The organism is Adhaeretor mobilis (assembly GCF_007741515.1).
GTDB classification, from domain to species: Bacteria; Planctomycetota; Planctomycetia; order Pirellulales; family Lacipirellulaceae; genus Adhaeretor; species Adhaeretor mobilis.
The window spans coordinates 2,937,350-2,954,551 of record NZ_CP036263.1; the positions used below are offsets into that span (position 1 = coordinate 2,937,350).

At 51.9% G+C, this 17,202-nt stretch carries 11 protein-coding genes; 10 read left to right on the forward strand and 1 reads right to left on the reverse strand.

Annotation, left to right across the window (positions count from 1 at the left end):
• Positions 1-172 precede the first annotated feature (172 nt).
• From HG15A2_RS11565 to HG15A2_RS11600, 8 genes are all read left to right on the forward strand, one after another.
• The gene (locus HG15A2_RS11565; protein WP_145060405.1) at positions 173-1,537 is read left to right on the forward strand and encodes an Nramp family divalent metal transporter; all 1,365 of its coding nucleotides are present in this window, start codon (positions 173-175) and stop codon (positions 1,535-1,537) included.
• A 291-nt stretch (positions 1,538-1,828) separates the two neighbouring features.
• Entirely contained in the window at positions 1,829-2,584 is a 756-nt protein-coding gene (locus HG15A2_RS11570) for a glucosamine-6-phosphate deaminase (RefSeq protein ID WP_145060346.1), read from the forward strand.
• A gap of 14 nt (positions 2,585-2,598) precedes the next feature.
• Entirely contained in the window at positions 2,599-3,525 is a 927-nt protein-coding gene (locus HG15A2_RS11575) for an N-acetylglucosamine-6-phosphate deacetylase (RefSeq protein ID WP_145060345.1), read from the forward strand.
• A gap of 113 nt (positions 3,526-3,638) precedes the next feature.
• Positions 3,639-4,427, forward strand: coding sequence for a PIG-L deacetylase family protein (locus HG15A2_RS11580; RefSeq protein ID WP_145060406.1), 789 nt, complete (start codon positions 3,639-3,641; stop codon positions 4,425-4,427).
• Positions 4,412-5,338: a sugar phosphate isomerase family gene (locus HG15A2_RS11585; protein WP_145060407.1), complete on the forward strand. Its 927-nt coding sequence runs from the start codon at positions 4,412-4,414 to the stop codon at positions 5,336-5,338. The genes HG15A2_RS11580 and HG15A2_RS11585 overlap by 16 nt, the downstream gene beginning before the upstream one ends.
• Positions 5,339-5,415: 77 nt before the next feature.
• On the forward strand, positions 5,416-7,707 hold the full coding sequence (locus HG15A2_RS23965; RefSeq protein WP_218932520.1) for a carbohydrate kinase family protein: 2,292 nt from the start codon (positions 5,416-5,418) through the stop codon (positions 7,705-7,707).
• 116 nt (positions 7,708-7,823) lie between these two features.
• The gene (locus HG15A2_RS11595) at positions 7,824-9,125 is read left to right on the forward strand and encodes a hypothetical protein (RefSeq protein ID WP_145060408.1); all 1,302 of its coding nucleotides are present in this window, start codon (positions 7,824-7,826) and stop codon (positions 9,123-9,125) included.
• A 727-nt stretch (positions 9,126-9,852) separates the two neighbouring features.
• Positions 9,853-12,903: a PVC-type heme-binding CxxCH protein gene (locus tag HG15A2_RS11600; protein WP_261342163.1), complete on the forward strand. Its 3,051-nt coding sequence runs from the start codon at positions 9,853-9,855 to the stop codon at positions 12,901-12,903.
• Positions 12,904-12,961: 58 nt separating this feature from the next.
• Here the strand turns inward: HG15A2_RS11600 and HG15A2_RS11605 are convergent.
• Positions 12,962-14,091 (reverse strand): IS3 family transposase gene (locus HG15A2_RS11605; protein WP_145060410.1). Its coding sequence is split into 2 segments (ribosomal slippage): positions 12,962-13,818 and positions 13,818-14,091, totalling 1,131 coding nucleotides; the frame shifts between segments, so codons are not numbered across the junction.
• 1,371 nt (positions 14,092-15,462) lie between these two features.
• Between HG15A2_RS11605 and HG15A2_RS11615 the strand changes: the two genes are divergently transcribed.
• Positions 15,463-15,894 (forward strand): MarR family winged helix-turn-helix transcriptional regulator, encoded by a 432-nt coding sequence (locus tag HG15A2_RS11615; protein ID WP_145060411.1) that lies wholly within the window; start codon positions 15,463-15,465, stop codon positions 15,892-15,894.
• On the forward strand, positions 15,878-17,188 hold the full coding sequence (locus tag HG15A2_RS11620) for an efflux RND transporter periplasmic adaptor subunit (RefSeq protein ID WP_218932522.1): 1,311 nt from the start codon (positions 15,878-15,880) through the stop codon (positions 17,186-17,188). The genes HG15A2_RS11615 and HG15A2_RS11620 overlap by 17 nt, the downstream gene beginning before the upstream one ends.
• The last annotated feature ends 14 nt before the right edge of the window (positions 17,189-17,202 follow it).

Genomic DNA, 17,202 nt, shown 5'->3' on the forward strand with positions numbered 1-17,202 from the left:
GGGGTATGGGGTATGGGCCTTTGAGAAAACAATTCGCTCAGTTCTTCAAGACGGGTGTTTCAGCAGCGAGTGCAGAGAAAGCGCTCTCTCGTGCAATCTCTATGGAATCCGATGATGTAGGCAAACGGCAAAGTGACATAGCAAAAACGAAAGCAGAAGTGGCTGCCCGGAAATGAATCCTTCCAATCCCAATTGTTTTCTCAAATGGTTTCGAACCATCGGTCCGGGAATTATTGTCGCATCGGTCGTGCTCGGGCCAGGAAGCATTCTTACCTCCAGCAAAGTCGGCTGTCAGTACGGCTACTCGATGCTTTGGGTGCTGGTCGCAGCAGTAGTCCTGATGATCGGCATGACGGCGCTGGCAGCGAGGCTCGGAGTGAGCACTGAAAAAACACTTTGCAGCGAGTTGGCGGACCGAATCGGGAGGCCTTTTGCCTCGATGGTGGGCATTGTCCTGTTCCTGGTGGTCGCAAGCTTTCAGTCAAGCAACAACATGGCAGTGGTCACCTCAATCGAATCAGTCCTACCCTCTGACTCTGCCGCTAGTCCCACCAACGCCACGAAGACGACACTCATCGTACTGCTTGTTCTTTTCAATACTGTAATCATCGCCACGCTGTTCGGCTTAAAGTCGCTCTACAAGCCATTGGAACGGTTAATGAAGGTACTTCTGGGGGTCATGATAGTTGGCTTTGGTGCAAACCTCTTCTTGGCAGGTCCCTCGCTAAGCCAAGTACTATCAGGCTTAGTGCCACGTATCCCCTCGGAACTGGCTGGTGGATTCTGGCCGAGACTTGATGGGACTGGCCAAATCGTCGATCCGTTGTGGGCAATTCAAGGGTTGGTGGCAACTACGTTTTCTGTTGCCGGGGCGTTTTATCAAAGTTATTTGGCCCGAGAGAAAGGCTGGACTAGCACTCAGCTGAAACAAGGCCTAGTCGATTCGATTGTGGGTATCTCGGTGCTCGGGGCCTGTAGTTCCATGATTATGATAACGTCGGCCACCATATTGCATGGAACAATGTCACCCCATGAGCTGAGGAGTGCAGCTGATGTAGCTAGACAGTTGGAACCCCTGTTCGGCCCGGCCGCAACAATTTTGTTCTCATGTGGGATCTTCGCAGCTTGCTTTAGTCCATTCTTGATCAATGCGATGATAGGCGGGTTATTGCTAGCCGATGGTCTTGGACTGGGTAATTCGATGGATTCCCCTTGGTCAAAAACGCTGACCGTGGCAGCTATGCTCTTTGGAATGGCCGTCGCGATTTGGGCCACTATTGCAGGAGAGAACCCGGTGGGCGTAATCATATTTGCGCAAGCACTGACCGTTCTTGGATCACCACTCTTAGCGCTGTCGCTGTTGTACCTGGCAACACGCCGAGATGTGCGTGATCGCGTTTCCTGCCCAGCTTGGCTGATTGGAGTATGCAGTTTGGGGTGTGTCGTCACGCTTGTCTTGGCTACACGTACCGCATGTAAACTCTGGTTGCAAACGGCGCAAGTGCCTGCGGGAATTCACATTGGAGCCAATGTCTAACAAATCTGCCATTACGTCATTAGTACTTGCGGTGACTACTTGTCATCGAATACACCGAAGGTCACACTTGCTGCGCCCTACCATGACGAGCAACTGCGAAATCCCGTCAGTGACAAGAACATTGCGGCACCTTACTGGCCCTTGGATGGCAATCAGCATTCGAAAACCAAGCAATGCAAGATGTGAGCAGCTGGGAACCGTGTTGCGAGTATAAAACCAATTCACACGCAACAACCTGCACAACAAGTCAAGGTTTGACCTACTAAACTTAACCGCGAAAGGACGAGAAAGATGAACGTTGTTATTTCAAAAGACACAAGAGAAATGGGAGAACTGGCTGCTTCCAAAGCTGGTGAGTTGATTAAGCAGGCCGTTGCCGAACGAGGCTCTGCCAATATTGTCGTTGCCACGGGAGCCTCCCAATTTGAAACGTTGGCTGCATTGATAGTGCAGAAGGATATTCCTTGGGAGCAAGTTACGGGATTTCACCTGGATGAATATATTGGGATTTCCACAGATCACCCGGCCTCGTTTTGCAAGTACCTTAGCGAACGCTTTGTTTCCAAGGTGCCGTTGAAAGCTTTCCATTTTATCGATGGAATGGCTAAGCAAGTTGCCGATGAATGTTCTCGCCTATCCGATCTGATAACAGCTCATCCGATTGATGTTGCCCTGATAGGCATAGGCGAAAACGGCCATCTTGCCTTCAACGATCCTCCTGCCGATTTTGATACGGAAGTACCTTACTTGGTGGTTTCGCTGGACGAGGCATGTCGTCGCCAACAACTTGGCGAAGGCTGGTTTTCGACGTTTGAAGAGATCCCAACTCAGGCAATTAGCATGTCTGTTCGGCAAATCCTCAAGTCAAACGCCATTGTCTGTAGCGTTCCCGACGAACGGAAGGCAGATGCAACGGCGAAGGTCATTGAAGGGCCGATTACCCAGGATGTTCCTGCATCTATCTTGCAATCGCACCTGGCAACGACCATCTTCCTGGATCCACCCGCCGCAAGCAAACTGTCAGAATCCATGTCTGCCACCCGCTAGGAAGCAAGGAATCCATGATTAACGGCCCCCAATACTTTGACCTGCAAGTCAACGGCTACGACGGCGTTGATTTCAATTCCGACGATGCTAGTGGTAGAGACTATCACCGCGCGTGTACACGCTTAGCGAACGATGGCGTGGAAGGGATCCTGGCTACGGTCATTACGGATGATATCGATGCCATGGTTTCGCGACTCCGGCGAATTGTTCGGGCTCGCGACGAAGATGAGATCGTACGTAAGGTCATACAAGGCATTCACATTGAGGGACCTTTCATCAACGAACGAACAGGGTATGTTGGTGCCCATCCGGCAAATTCTGTTCGGCCTGCGGATACCGAGGTGATGCTCCAACTGCTGGAGGCGGCAGAAGGACTAACCCGCATAGTGACACTGGCACCTGAGCGTGACGGCGGACTAAAGGTAACTCAACGACTTTCTCAGGAGGGAGTAATCGTCTCAGCCGGACATTGCGAAGCACCGCTTGATGTCTTGCGAGCAGCAGTCGATTCAGGACTGTCCATGTTCACTCATGTAGGCAATGGATGTCCCAAGGAGATTGACCGCCACGACAATGTCATTCAGCGAGTACTCAGTTTTGCAGATCACCTCTGGTGCTGTTTTATCGCCGATGGAGTACACATTCCGTTCTATGCACTTGGCAACTACCTCCAAGTCGCAGGCGTTGATCGATCGATTGTTGTGACAGATGCGATCTCCGCCGCCGGCCTGGGGCCAGGGCAGTACACCATCGGAGGGCAACAGGTCGATGTTGACGAGTATGGAGTGACATCGATTGCTGGTGACAAATCTCATTTGGCAGGTTCGGTTGCAACCATGACTACGAGTGCTGATAACCTTCGCAATCACCTACATCTCGATGAAGATTCGATATGCATGCTTACCTCTCTCAATCCCCAAAAGGCTCTTTCACTAACCTAGGCGAGACTCGTGCACTTGCTTCTCAAGTGCGCAGGCCACGACAAAGGTGGCTTCCAGTGAATTAGCTCAGAGTGATACCACCTACCTACCAAAAGATTTGAGTCATGGATTCTATGGCCAGTTCCACCCTGACAACCCGACGTGTCGCATTAGCCTTCCTAGCACATCCCGACGACGCGGAGATTCTCTGTGCTGGCACCCTGCTACGTCTTGCCAAGCTGGGCTGGGAAACGCACATTGCGACCGCGACTCCCGGTGATTGCGGGTCAGCCTCCTTGCCTCCAGAAGAAATAGCAAAGATACGTCGCGCCGAAGGGGTCGCTGCCGCTCGGGTACTCGGCGCCACTTATCACTGCCTGGAGGAACGCGATGTCAATGTCGTGTTTGAGAAAGAGACGAATCGAAAGGCAATTGACTTGTTCCGTCGAGTAGCCCCCTCCCTGGTCTTCACGCATCCGCGTCACGACTACATGCTCGACCACGAGCAAGTGCATCAACTGGCTCGCAGTGCCGCTTTTGGTTTCCCGATACCCAATGCGTCACCATTGCCTCTTCTGGCAGGCTCGACTATCCCTTGGCTCTACTATTGCGATCCGATCGAGGGGAGCGACCCCTACTCTGGAGAGCTGGTGAAGCCGTCTGTTCGAATCGATATTTCAGAACAGATTGACCGGAAGAGCGAGATGCTCGCCTGTCACGCTTCGCAGCGTGAGTGGCTACGCTCCCACCACGGCATGGATGAATACATTGAGTCGATGAAACGGCACAGTAAGCAGCGAGGCACCGAACTTGGCACCGAGTATGCCGAAGCCTTCATCCAACACCGGGGACATCCGTTTCCTCAAACCGACATTCTGCACGAACTATTAGGAGGCAAGTTAGAACGATGGGACGTCCAATAAGCAAAGTGGCACCTGGCTGGTGGGACTATACGACACTCGACTCGGAGATTCTCAAAGATGCGGCTCGACTAACGGCTGACGATCTGACGGGGCTATCGCGAGACGGATTCGTCGTGACCCTCTACGACACCCTGGAGGAATTCTTCTGCGCCGAAGCACTCGAATACATTCAGGTTTGGCGGCAAGCGACCCCCGACAATCCTGTAGGGATTTGCGGTCCGATTGGTCCGACGGAACAATTGCCTCTCGTGGCACGGATGGTTAACGCGCTCGACCTCAAACTCCATGACGCTCACTTTTGGGGGATGGATGAATGGATCGAAGATGGTAAGCCGGTCGCCACCGATCATCCTCTCTCGTTTGCCAAAGCCGACATGGAACTTTGCTTTAACCGCATTCGACCTGAACTCTTGATGCCCACAGAAAACATACACTTCCCGACGGACTTGGAGGCCTACTCCAAGAGCTACGATGAAGTGCGATGCGCACTGATGCAAGGTGGACAAGGCGAAGTCAAGCATTGGGCATTTAACGATCCGCCTAAGCGAGAAGGCGATTATCAGGATGCACCACCAACACCTGAAGAGTATCGCCAGTTAGGAACCCGCATCACCGACTTGCATCCCATGACGGTCATCCAGAATGCGCGTACCTCAGGAGGGGGCTACGTTCCCCAAGTGCCCATTCGCGCCGCAACGGTCGGCCCCGTAGAGACTTGGAAGGCCGATTGTGTGTCGATTTGGCATCCGGGTCACCACGACAACCCGTTTGGCATGCGATTGAGTGCCTTGATGATTGCGAAACAGATCCCCGATAGTTCTGTACCGATGTCGCTGCTGGCCGATCATCCCCAAGTCCGTTTCAACTTCTATCGTGGTGGAATCGGCAGCGTCGAAACAGAGATGCATTGAAGCAATGGTGACGTAATCAGCACGGTAATAGCACTCCTGTTAGCTTAGCTTTCTGAAAGAACTGTACAGTCAACGATATGCCAGACCATGCCAATAAGACGTTGGATGAGAAGCTAACTCGCATTCTCGACGATCCTTCCTGCGATGAGTTCCTTCTTGCCGACGCTAAGGATGCGGACATGGCCTTCGGGATTGCTGCTCCCGGCAAGAACTTAGAATCGAAACAATTCCGATCGTTGCAAGAGTATCGCGACATCATTCGCCAAAACACTCAGCAAGGTCTCATCGACATCATGCTGATGAGTGCGAGTACCAACGAAGTGCTCACCCTCAACGAGCGTCTGTTTGACCAAAGTCGTGTCACCCCTGCAATTCGTGCTAATGACACGACCGATATCTGGCTGGCACGGGGAGGCATCTACTCGGAGCAACCGTCACGTCCATTTCGTTCTGCCTCGATCGACCATGCCATGTGCGGTAAGGCGGACTGCCAGCGGGAAGAACGTCAGCTTGGAGCAGACCTGGGTCTCTATTCGATCACCTTCAATAACGACACCGTGCTCGATGCACAAGCTCTTTCAGCTTATCGCGAATTCTGTCTGGAAGCCGAACGCAAAGGATTTCGCCACTTTCTGGAAATCTTTGATCCGAACTGCCCCGTCAATCCTATCGCAGACGTAGGTTCGTTTGTTAACGACCATATCGTGAGAGCACTGGCTGGCGTTACGGAGCGAGGTCGTCCACTGTTTCTGAAGATGGTTTATCACGGCGCCGCATCGCTAGAGGAGCTGGTCAGTTACGATTCTTCGCTCGTGGTGGGGATTCTCGGCGGTTCATCCGGCACAACCTATGACGCCTTCCAGCAGTTGTGGGAAGCCAAAAAATATGGTGCTCGTGTGGCCCTTTATGGTCGAATGATCAACAATTCCGAGCATCAACTCACCTTTATCAAGCATCTCCGCTACTTGGCTGATGGCCAGTTTACCGATGCGGCAGAAGCAGTTCGCTCTTACCACAACGACCTAGCAGGTCTTGGCATAAGGCCGTTTCGCACCTTAGAAGAAGACCTACATGCGACCAATCGCTACTTCGACTATTCCAGCAAGACGACCTCAGCCGTTTCGGGGCGAGAGAGTCAGGAAAAAGGGCCCGAGAGGCCGAGGCCTGAAGTCGTTGTCGCCGGCCACATCTGCTTGGACATTATTCCAGAGTTCCCTCAAGAGACCGTTTCAGCGAACACCCTTATTGAACCGGGCAAGTTAAAAGTAATTGGCCCGGCAGCTCACGTTACCGGAGGTTGTGTTGCCAATGTAGGTCTGACACTACATCAGCTTGGCGTGCGAACATCCCTGATGGGAAAAATCGGCGATGACTCTTTTGGAAATGAGATACTCAACATTCTACAGAACACCAGCAGTGACCTTGCAGACGGGATGATTGTTGCTCCAGGTGAGCATGCCAGTTATTCGATCGTGATTATGCCATCGGGTGTTGATCGTTCCTTCCTGCATTTTCCAGCGGCGAATGATACTTTCTCGGCAGAAGACATTCAGCTTGAGCTGCTCAAAGGCGCAAAGCTATTTCACTTTGGGTATCCACCGCTCATGCAGCGATTCTGGGAGGATGGCGGAACAGCAATGGCAAGGCTCTTTCGAAGTGTCAAAGAGCAGGGCCCCATGACATCGCTCGACATGGCGATGCCCGACCCGACTGCTCCGGCTGGAGAAATTAACTGGAGCGCATGGCTAGAACGCGTGTTGCCCCATGTAGCTCTATTTATGCCGAGCCTCGAAGAGGTCCTCTTCATGCTTGATCCCACACGTCATCACGAGCTGGCAGAAGCGGGGCAAGTTGATACCTTCGATCATGACCTGTTGAGTCAAACTGCGGATCGCTTGATTTCGTTGGGAGCAGGTATTGTCGTATTGAAACTTGGTTCGCACGGCCTCTATTTGAAAAGCTCCTCGGACGCAGAGAGGATTACTCACGGATTCTATGATGGGAAACGAGACCTAGCAGAGTGGGTGGCCCGCGAGCTGTATGCTCCGTGCTTCGAGGTGGAAGTTGCCTCCACCAATGGGGCCGGCGATCGAACGATCGCAGGATTTCTTGCCGCGATATCCCGGGATGCAAACCCTGGTGAGGCCCTCGAAAAGGCTGTCGCAGTTGGTGCTATGAGTGTCGAGGCGTCGGATCCGGTTGTTGAAGCTATTTCGCTAGAAGCAATCGACAAGAGAATCTCCAGGGGGTGGAAGCGTCGGCAGATTGAAAGCCATCTTACCGAGAAGTTCACACGAGGAGAGTCAGGATGCTGGAGGGGCAAGCAGGATCAAGTTGCTGAAACGGAAATGCCATCTGCCACGGTTTAACCTCACATGTGCGAAGTATTACTTGGCGTAAACCGTGCAACTCCCGAATGTCCAATAGAAATAGAAGTACGTCACGGTGACTCAGGGATTTTAGTTTTCCGAGAATAGGTAAATTCATGAAACGCATCATCTACGGATCAACAATATGGTTGTTGCTGTTGACCACACCATCACTTCACGCTCAGAAAGTATTAACCGTCGGTCTAGGTGACGCATTCAAGTATAGTAGCCACCGGAACAGTTTGAGAGAAATAGAAGACTTCTATGCATCCATGAAGCAAACCCCCATCAATATAGCTTGGTCAGGACCTTCAATCTGGGAGAATGGAATACTAGGGAATTCCGAAGCGTTGAAATTCTACATAAGCGTGGCCGAAATTATACACAAGAATGGTATCGGCGTTGCCTTAGGAGTAAAACCGAAGACTCTGTATTCGAAGTCTGATGGAGAAACATGGAATGCCTTTCAACTCGATCCGAAAACTGGGCTGAGAAAGATTTCCAAAGGAAGCTGGGATTTATGCAATCCTGAATCCTATAGCGAGCTTTATGACCGCTATGAGAGAATCATGAATTTACTTAAACCGCGAGAGTTGTACTACATTGACGAAACTATTCTTGGAGACCCCGGAGAAAAAGCACACTTCCAGCGAATAAGTACGTACTGGACTAGTCCAACATATTCGGTGGCTGCCCTGGAGTCTTTTCGCGAGTTTCTTAAGAATCGCAGCTATCCAGATGCGGATAACGCCAAGTTTCCAGTAACCACGAAAGTTGTTGCTCCAAACTCAAAAGCCAATATGGGGTTACCTGCAATACCACTTACGAAGCACAATTCTGATTGGTTAGTGCCCGACAATAATTGGCCAGACAGTAGTTTGTGGATGCATTGGTATGATTGGCGTGAAGGACTTCTGGTGAAACTCTATAGTTCACAAATTGAGTTGGCAGAGAAAGTGTTCTCAGACAATCCAAACTGGAAAGGCTCAATGGTCAGTGCGCCAACTTTTTGGTTTTGTCGCGAAACCGGCGCGGACCCAGACAAAATAGCTGGCATACCGAAACTCGATTATTTGGTTGCAGGATATATGACTGGTCACAACCTAATGAAATTAAAGCCAAGTACTAACAAACACGGGAGCAAGCTAGGCGGGATGATAGAACTGACCCGATATGGCAGCCTAAAATCTCAAGATCCTAAAGCGACCCTAAAGCGGTTTAAAGTGCAAGTAGATAACGGAGCCGAATTGATTTTGATCTTCCCACTCGCAAATATGAACAAACACCGCAACTCAAGAGAGCTGGATGAAATAGGCATGAATTACAGGCCTGCTTGCATAGAACTGTGGCGAGAATGTGTTGGTTATTTAGCAGAGAAAGACCTACAGATAAGTCTCGAACCGATGATTAGTAATTAGAGACCGTGAGCAGCTAGGTTGGAATGACTGGTTCAGCAGCTGGGGATGGCCATCTTTCCCAGTGATCCACATTGCATGAGATTCAAGCTGTCAATGGTGGTCTAAAGGAGACTCTCGATGCTGAAACGTGAACGGCTTAGTGCCGAGCATGCGGTGAGGCTTTGAAGTGGGCAAAGAAGGATTCATGCGCCACAGCAGGCCGTCAATCGGAGTGCCAGTACTGGCACTTTGTCGAAGCATTGCGAGTGACGATCATGTGAGCTTGGCAAAGCTCTCGCCTACAGCCCCGAACTCAACTCTGTGATGAAACTGTGGTGATACCTGAGAAGCCACTTCTGCACTAATCTGTCCACAACGATCTCCAAAACCTCAATCAACAGGCCATACCGTCCAAAAACAATCTGCCTAAACCGCGCCTATGTCAAATCCGTACGTGACACTACCCTTTAATCGCGCTGATTCAGATGAGAATGCGTTTAAAAGTTAGCCTTCTTTTGAATGGCATTCTTCATACACTCAGTTTGTCGTGTGAACTACGTCAGGCATTTCTCACACTATTAAACCCATCCTACCCTACAGCAAAGAGTCCATTGTGAAACGCAACCTAGCAGCTCAACGTTGCATATCAAAGAATATTGAGATTGGTGTCGCACTAAGCGACTCTCACTGCAATATTATGATTGGCCTAGCGACGGCGAAGACTACGCGCTACTTTGGACGACGAGCAATGGTGAATTCTTCGCTCCCTCGAATAGCTCTACTACTCGTTACCTGCTGGTCTGCATGGCTATGCGAAAGTAAGCTCGTGCGCGCCGATGGCCCCCGAACAGCGGAGCAAACCGTTGCTTCATTCAAGGTCTTAGATAAGCTTGAGGTTCAAGTATTTGCATCTGAGCCGATGATTGCTAATCCGACGAATATCACTGTCGATGACCTCGGACGCGTGTGGGTATGCGATGTAGTTAACTATCGCAAGAACCAAGGGAAACGAGTTGCTGGTGATCGCATTCTGATTCTAGAAGATAAGGACGGTGATGGGCTGGCGGACATCTCAACTGTATTCTACCAAGGTCACGACGTCAATTCGGCAATGGGGATTTGTGTGCTGGGCAACAAAGTCATCGTCAGCTGTTCTCCTAACATATTTATGTTTACCGACGAAGATGGTGATGGTCGAGCCGATAAGAAGTCCTTACTCTTCACTAACACGGGAGTCTTGCAACACGATCACTCAGCGCATGCGTTTGTTTTTGGTCCGGACGGATGCCTCTATTGGAATATAGGGAACGAGCACCACGGCGTTTTCAAGCCAGATGGAAAAGCCGTAGTGGACATCTTCGGTCGCACCGTGCAAAAGAATGGTAATCCGTATAGACAAGGCATGGCTTTTCGGCAAGACCTATCTGGCAAAGAGTTTGAAGTCTTGGCCCACAATATCCGCAACAGTTATGAGCTGACCGTCGATGCTTTTGGACGTGTATGGTTTACCGATAACGATGACGATGGTAATCGCGGAACACGATTCTGCTACACTCTCAACGGTGGCAATTACGGTTATACAGACGAGGTAAGCGGGAAGAGTTGGCGCACAAACAGCCGAATGGGAATGAGCTTGGAAATCCCAGAACGTCATTGGCATCAAAATGATCCTGGCTCGATTCCTAACGTACTCAACAACGGCAGTGGTTCGCCAGCAGGAGTTGAGGTCTATGAGGCTGACTTGTTACCGAATCGCATTAGAGGGGGAGTTGTTCACTGTGATCCAGGGCACAACGTAGTGCGTGTTTACTTACCTGTTAAGCAGGATTCTGGCTATACAGCAGAAACGATTGAGCTGATCGATGGTCGTAACGATCCATGGTTTCGTCCCGTTGATAGTTCGACCGCACCGGATGGCTCATTATTGATTGCTGACTGGTATGATCCAGGATTAGGAGGGCACCGTCAGGCAGACATCGATCGTGGACGGATCTATCGCATAGCGCCTAGAGGATCCAAATACCACTGCAGTAAGGTAGATTATGAAAACCCAGACAGTGCCTGCCTTGCTTTGTGTAGCGGTAACAGTTCCGCTCGCTTCTCAGCTTGGTCTGCGTTGGCTGCAAAGGGAGTTGGGGCGGAGAAAGCACTATTGAAGCTCTCTCACAATGCTGATGCGCGAGCGCGTGCACGTGCCTATTGGCTGTTAACCCTTCTGCCGGAGAGTGGTGCAAGTCATCTGAAGCAAGCAGCCAAAGATCCGGATGAGCGTGTGCGTGCAGCAGCAACTCGCATGACGACGAATTTGGATATCGTGACTGCTCAGTCATTGCTGGATGAATTAGTCGATGACCCTTCCACACTAGTGCAGCGGGCAGCAGCAATCGCGCTACGACGCTATTACCAGCACAGTTTTTCCTGTGAACTGTGGGCACGGCTTGCTGAACAGTTTGACGGGACCGACCGTTGGTATCTGGAAGCACTAGGCTTATCAGCTGAGATGCAGTGGGATCGTTGTCTAGATAAGTGGCTTAATCGTGTTGGCAGCGAGGCTTGGCGAACACCTGCCGGGCGTAAATTGATTTGGCGATCACGAGGCACGAGAACCTTAGAGATGCTAACAGCTTTGTTGGCTGATCCTGCAACTCCCAGTGAGGAGTTGCCAATGCTTCTTCGTGCTATCGACTTCAATGAGGCAAAGAATCGCAACACACTGTTGTTGGACCTGATAGAAAATAGCCGGGATTTACCTCCTCAGAGGTGGGAGTTGATTGCCAGTGAAGCACTAAAACGGTTATCTCCTGAAACCTTAGGTCCCCGATTTCATCAAGTTCTCTCTCAAGTGCTAGAGAATATCACCCACGACGACACACGCAATTTCCTGGTAATGCAGTATCAGGTTGAGAGTCGCTACATTGATCTGTATACGCAATCTTTGGGCAAGTTTGCTGATACAGGCAAGGGAGTAGAGCTATTGCGTTTCCTAGTGCAGCAAAGTTTTACCGAGCCACTTGAGTCACAACTCAGCTCAGGGGGCATCTCTGGCACGCAGTTAGCTCGAATGCTTGCATTGACGATGGAGCCTAAAGCTCTGAAGCTATTAGAGCCCTTAGTCAATGACTCGAATGTTGATCCTGATTTACGCCGTGAGGCAATTCGGTCAATCGCAACTAGCAAGTCAGGAGCTGAGCAACTTGTGAAGCTCGCTGAGAAAGACCAGCTAGATCAGTCAATGCGAAGAACACTTCATTTTGCATTGAAAACTAGCCCGTGGACAGAGCTTAGTCAGCGCGTAGTTTTGCTACAATCGGAAGGCGATCAGACTGAATCGGAACAATTGCCAATAGCTGAGTGGATGAGATTGCCAGGGGCCCCTGATCGCGGCAAGCAGCTTTTTTTGGGCAAAGCCAATTGCGCGTCGTGTCACAAATTCGGTAATGAAGGCAACGAGATTGGGCCATCACTAGCTGAAATCGGCAACAAGCTCAGTCGCACAGGCATGTACGAGTCAATCCTCTTCCCCAGTGCTGCAATTAGCCATAATTACGAATCCTATATAGCGGTTACCGATGGGGGGTTAGCGATTACTGGCATTCTAATTAGTGAGTCAGAAGAGACGATCACGCTCAAGACTGACAAGGCCTTGGTGCGAGAGCTTCGGCGGGATGAACTAGAAGAATTTGAGAAACTCGATGTCTCTCTAATGCCTAGTGGTCTGCACAGACTGATTTCACCGCTTGAATTGGCCGATCTGGTAGCCTATTTAAGTACGCTTAAGGCAAAGCCTGCCGAAGACTAACAAACTTACTGCTCTCAAGGATCTAGCACTGACCAGTGACCTGCCCTCAAAACCTGTACTACAGCTTATGAGAGTAGGGACTGGGGGATCTCTCTGCCGGGGCGACGTACCCCAGCGAACTGTGCGGACGACGGTGGTTGTAATTCTCTTTCCAAGCGGCAGCTAGTTTGCGTGCTTCCCCGAGGTTCTCAAACTCCTCAATCGCAAAGAACTCGTCACGCACGCGGCTGTGAAAGCTCTCCGCATAACCATTCTGCCACGGGCTCCCAGGAGCCACGTACAGCGTCTCAATCTCTAACTGCTTAAGCCAACGCTGCACGGCATTCGCAATGAACTCGGGCCCATTGTCGCTGCGAATGTGCCGAGGCACACCACGCATGGCAAACAACTCCGCCAGTGTATCGAGCACATCCTCACTGGTGATGCTGCGATCGATCTTCAATGCTAAACATTCTCGCGTATATTCATCGACGATCGATAAGCACTTCAGCGTGCTACCGCTGGTGGTCCGATCAAAGATAAAGTCCCAGGCCAAGACATGATTCTTGTGCTCAGCACGACGGTGATAACAGCCATTCTCTTTCACGCCCAATCGTCTCCGCTTCCGCTTCTTTTGAGGCACTTTCAGTCCTTCCTGACGCCACAGGCGATAGACACGCTTGATGTTCACCTGCCAGCCTTCTTGACGCAACAAAGCGGCAATCCGGCGATAGCCGTAACGGCAGTTCTCACGTACTAATTCGAGCATGCGTTTCACCAGCTTCTGTTCATCTTCACGCGGCTTCGCCGCGTAACGCTGGCTGCTACGCGGCTGATCGACCATTGAACAAGCCCTGCGTTGGGAGACCTCGAACTTCTCTTGAAGTTCTGAGGCGGCCGCACGCTTCCGAGCAGGGCTTACCAGTTTCCCTCTGTCAGGTGCTTCAGCATCTTTATGTCGAGTTGCTGGTCAGCCACGATCTCTTTCAGACGCTTGTTCTCGTCTTCAAGCTCTTTCAGTCGCTTCGCTTCTTCGGCCTTCACACCGCCGTACTGCGCACGCCAGCGGTGGTAGGTCGCTTCGCTAATCTCCATCGACTGCAACACGGCAGCCACGTCTTTGCCCGTGTTGAGCATCACGTCGGCGTCGCGTAGCTTCTTGACAATCTGCTCCGGCGAATGCCGCTTCTTTCTTCCAGGTTTCGACATCATGAGTCTCCTTGCCATCATCGGCGGGTGAGACTCTCATAACATATGGATCAGCTTTTGGGGAACAGGCCAACTTCAGCAACAGAGAGTGACTGACGGACGTTCTAACACCGGTGACTAATCGCCTTTGAATGGCTTCGCTAGTGCGAGAACTAGAGCGTCAGTATCAAGAGCAGCAACAGCGGCTGCGATGCGAGGGCTGCGGTGAGTGACTTTCCTATCTACGCAGAACTTCGTCACTTTGAAGAAACTGGGCCCCGTCTGGCTTCACCACTAGTCTGAGACTCGATACACGTTGCCTCCCAGGGAGGCAACTGAGTATTCGTACTTAGGAGAGCCTTAGGTAGAACAGCTGCTATTCAGAGCGATGCCGGCTTGTGAAGTTGGGGGCGGACTGGTATCGCGGTAGGTGGGTACCCACTGAAATGTGTACCCACTTTGGACCTTTAATCGACTCTGGTAGCATATTTGCCGAAACTGAGATTCGGCTGTATCCGCCATTTAAACCCTATTCGGACGCCGACCCGCCTACTTCAGAAAACTACGAATCCGAAGGTTGGAGGTTCGAATCCTCCGGGGTGTACTTTCTCTAAGGGCTTTCTAGCAAAGAGTTTCAGTTACCTGTCGACGTTCGACAGTGCGGCCCTGTAGCGGTTCTAATATTAGGCCGAACGCCAGGAACGGTAATTTCTGCCCTGAGAAGGATTTCTACAGAGCAGTTGGTGGTCATTATTCGACCAGCAGCTCTCACCGTGGGGTCCGCTAGCCCCTGTGACAGGGCAGGCATAGCGCGTTGGAGCCCCTAACCGGCTCCTGCATGCGACGGTAATCGAGATCCGCAGAGAGTTCGGCTTAGAGGCAGTGCAGATCATCCTTGGTCACAGCGCTGCAGATGTTACCCAAGTCTATGCCGAGCGCGACATTGCCAAAGGATTGGAATTAGCCAAGCAGATCGGATCGGCGTCCGAGGTTGGGAGTCAGGGAAGGCTCCGCAATTCTACGGACGGATACTACTGACGGACGGATGCATCTCATCGCCTCGCCGGTCGCTACCATCAGACGCGTAGCAGAAACGCACCTTGGCAACCCACCTTACGGTTGCTGGGAAAAACCTTGCCGGCGCCCCAACGCCTCTCGGGGATGGACTTCACTGCCTCGTTTCTCAGAAATTGAGTCTGAATCGGAGTTCAAGCTGCCATTCTTGATAGAATGGCTCGGTCACCCTTCGCTAGGTTCGAGCCGAGCTTCTCGGTCATAATGACGTGGTTTCGGCCTCTGGGATCCTTCTAGCACGGACTTCACTGTGAATTGCCATAAGTATTCCCTGAGGCTAAGATAGTTAACGCGTTAACTATCTCTCCGGCAGGGCCCATGAAGTACGATTTTGAGGAGAGTGTCGGAGTCTGGCTGACGCTGGCTCACCAGAGCTATAGCCGCGCAATCGCCGAGCGTCTCTTGCCGCATGGGATCACGTTTCGTCAGGCTCAGGTCTTGGGTTTTCTGGAGTTAGATGGTCCGCAGACACAATCTGAGTTGGCGGGGAAGATGATGATCGAGCCACCCAGCTTGGTGGGGGTTCTTAATCGCATGGAACGCAGCGGGTTGGTCGAGCGGCAGTGTTGCCCCGACGATCGGCGTTGCAATTCAATACATTTGCTCCCCTCGGCCGAGGCACTTTGGCAACAGGTGGCCGAGTGTGCACGGCAGGTTCGCACAGCAGCGGTACGTGGCATGAGTGGCGCGGAGATTGCACAATTGAAACGACTCTTAACCAAAGTGAATGAGAATGTTAGCGATTTCTGAATTCTTCCAACGTCCTCCCATGCTGAAACCAGCGCTGCTGTGCCTAGCAACTCTGAACGTAGCAATCTCAGGCAAAGTGCGTGCGCAGCCTGAGCGGCCCCCTGCGCCGGTGGTTGTTGCCAGGGTCGCCCAGCGAAACGTGACCGCTGCGCAGGGCTTTGTTGGCACTGTGATGCCTAGCAGACACGCCATCATTGGCAGCGCAGTCGATGGGCGCGTCGTCGAGTTTCCGGTCGAAGAAGGAGACCGCGTCGAACCGAAGCAAAAATTAGCGCAGCTACTGACGGAAACCATCAAGCTGGAGTTAGCTTCGGCTGAGGCAGAATTGCAACTTCGACAGCAGCAATTATTAGAGCTAGAGAACGGCACGCGCCCAGAAGAAATAGAGCAAGCCCGTTCGCGCATGGCCGCAGCCGATGCGCGACAACGCTTTCAGCAGGCTCGTGTGGAGCGGTTGGAAACCGCAGCAGAGACTCGGGGAGCCGTTACTGAGGACGTGCTAGCGGAAGCCCGAGCAGTGTTGATTGAGCGGCAGGAGCTCTATCTAGACATGAAGGCGGCTCACGCACTGGCAGTCGCAGGCCCGCGGCCCGAGGTGATCTACCAAGGGAAGGCACAAGTCGCCTTCCAGCAGGCAGTGGTCGAGAAGCTCTCCGATCAAATCAAGAAGCACACGATTATTTCTCGCTTCGCAGGTTATGTTGTGAAAGAACACACCGAAGCAGGTCAATGGGTCAACCGGGGCGATCCGGTGGCCGAGGTGGCCGCGTTAGATGAGGTGGATGTCGTGGTGCAGGTCGTTGAACAAAGCGTGCCGTTTATTCGACTTGGCACTGATGTACGCGTGGAAATCCCTGCCTTGCCAGACCGCGTATTCATCGGCAAAGTAGAAGCGGTCGTGCCGCAGGCGGATGAACGTTCTCGCACCTTCCCGGTGAAAATCCGAGTTATAAACGAAGTCACTTCCTCTGGCCCTTTGGTCCAAGCCGGGATGGTCGCTCGCGCAGCGCTGCCGGTGGGAAAACCACAACAGGCGCTGCTGGTCCCCAAAGACGCTATTGTGCTTGGCGGACCGCGTCCGATGGTGTTCACGGTCGCCGATGCTACCAAGGAAGGCGATTTGGGGAAGGTGCAATCCGTCGTAATTGAACTGGGTGTGGCTCATGGGGACTGGATTCAGATCTTCGGTGCCATCGAGCCTGACGCATTTGTCGTAGTCCAGGGCAACGAGCGATTGATCCCCCAGTCGCAAGTAAGACTGCTGAATATTATTGCCGATCTTCCCACCCAATGACCCCCGCACAAGTT

Bases quoted from the DNA above. Each gene is read 5' to 3' on its own strand.
- HG15A2_RS11565 (WP_145060405.1), top strand. From the start codon at position 173: ATGAATCCTTCCAATCCCAATTGTTTTCTCAAATGGTTTCGAACCATC.
- HG15A2_RS11570 (WP_145060346.1), top strand. From the start codon at position 1,829: ATGAACGTTGTTATTTCAAAAGACACAAGAGAAATGGGAGAACTGGCT.
- HG15A2_RS11575 (WP_145060345.1), top strand. From the start codon at position 2,599: ATGATTAACGGCCCCCAATACTTTGACCTGCAAGTCAACGGCTACGAC.
- HG15A2_RS11580 (WP_145060406.1), top strand. From the start codon at position 3,639: ATGGCCAGTTCCACCCTGACAACCCGACGTGTCGCATTAGCCTTCCTA.
- HG15A2_RS11585 (WP_145060407.1), top strand. From the start codon at position 4,412: ATGGGACGTCCAATAAGCAAAGTGGCACCTGGCTGGTGGGACTATACG.
- HG15A2_RS23965 (WP_218932520.1), top strand. From the start codon at position 5,416: ATGCCAGACCATGCCAATAAGACGTTGGATGAGAAGCTAACTCGCATT.
- HG15A2_RS11595 (WP_145060408.1), top strand. From the start codon at position 7,824: ATGAAACGCATCATCTACGGATCAACAATATGGTTGTTGCTGTTGACC.
- HG15A2_RS11600 (WP_261342163.1), top strand. From the start codon at position 9,853: ATGGTGAATTCTTCGCTCCCTCGAATAGCTCTACTACTCGTTACCTGC.
- HG15A2_RS11615 (WP_145060411.1), top strand. From the start codon at position 15,463: ATGAAGTACGATTTTGAGGAGAGTGTCGGAGTCTGGCTGACGCTGGCT.
- HG15A2_RS11620 (WP_218932522.1), top strand. From the start codon at position 15,878: ATGTTAGCGATTTCTGAATTCTTCCAACGTCCTCCCATGCTGAAACCA.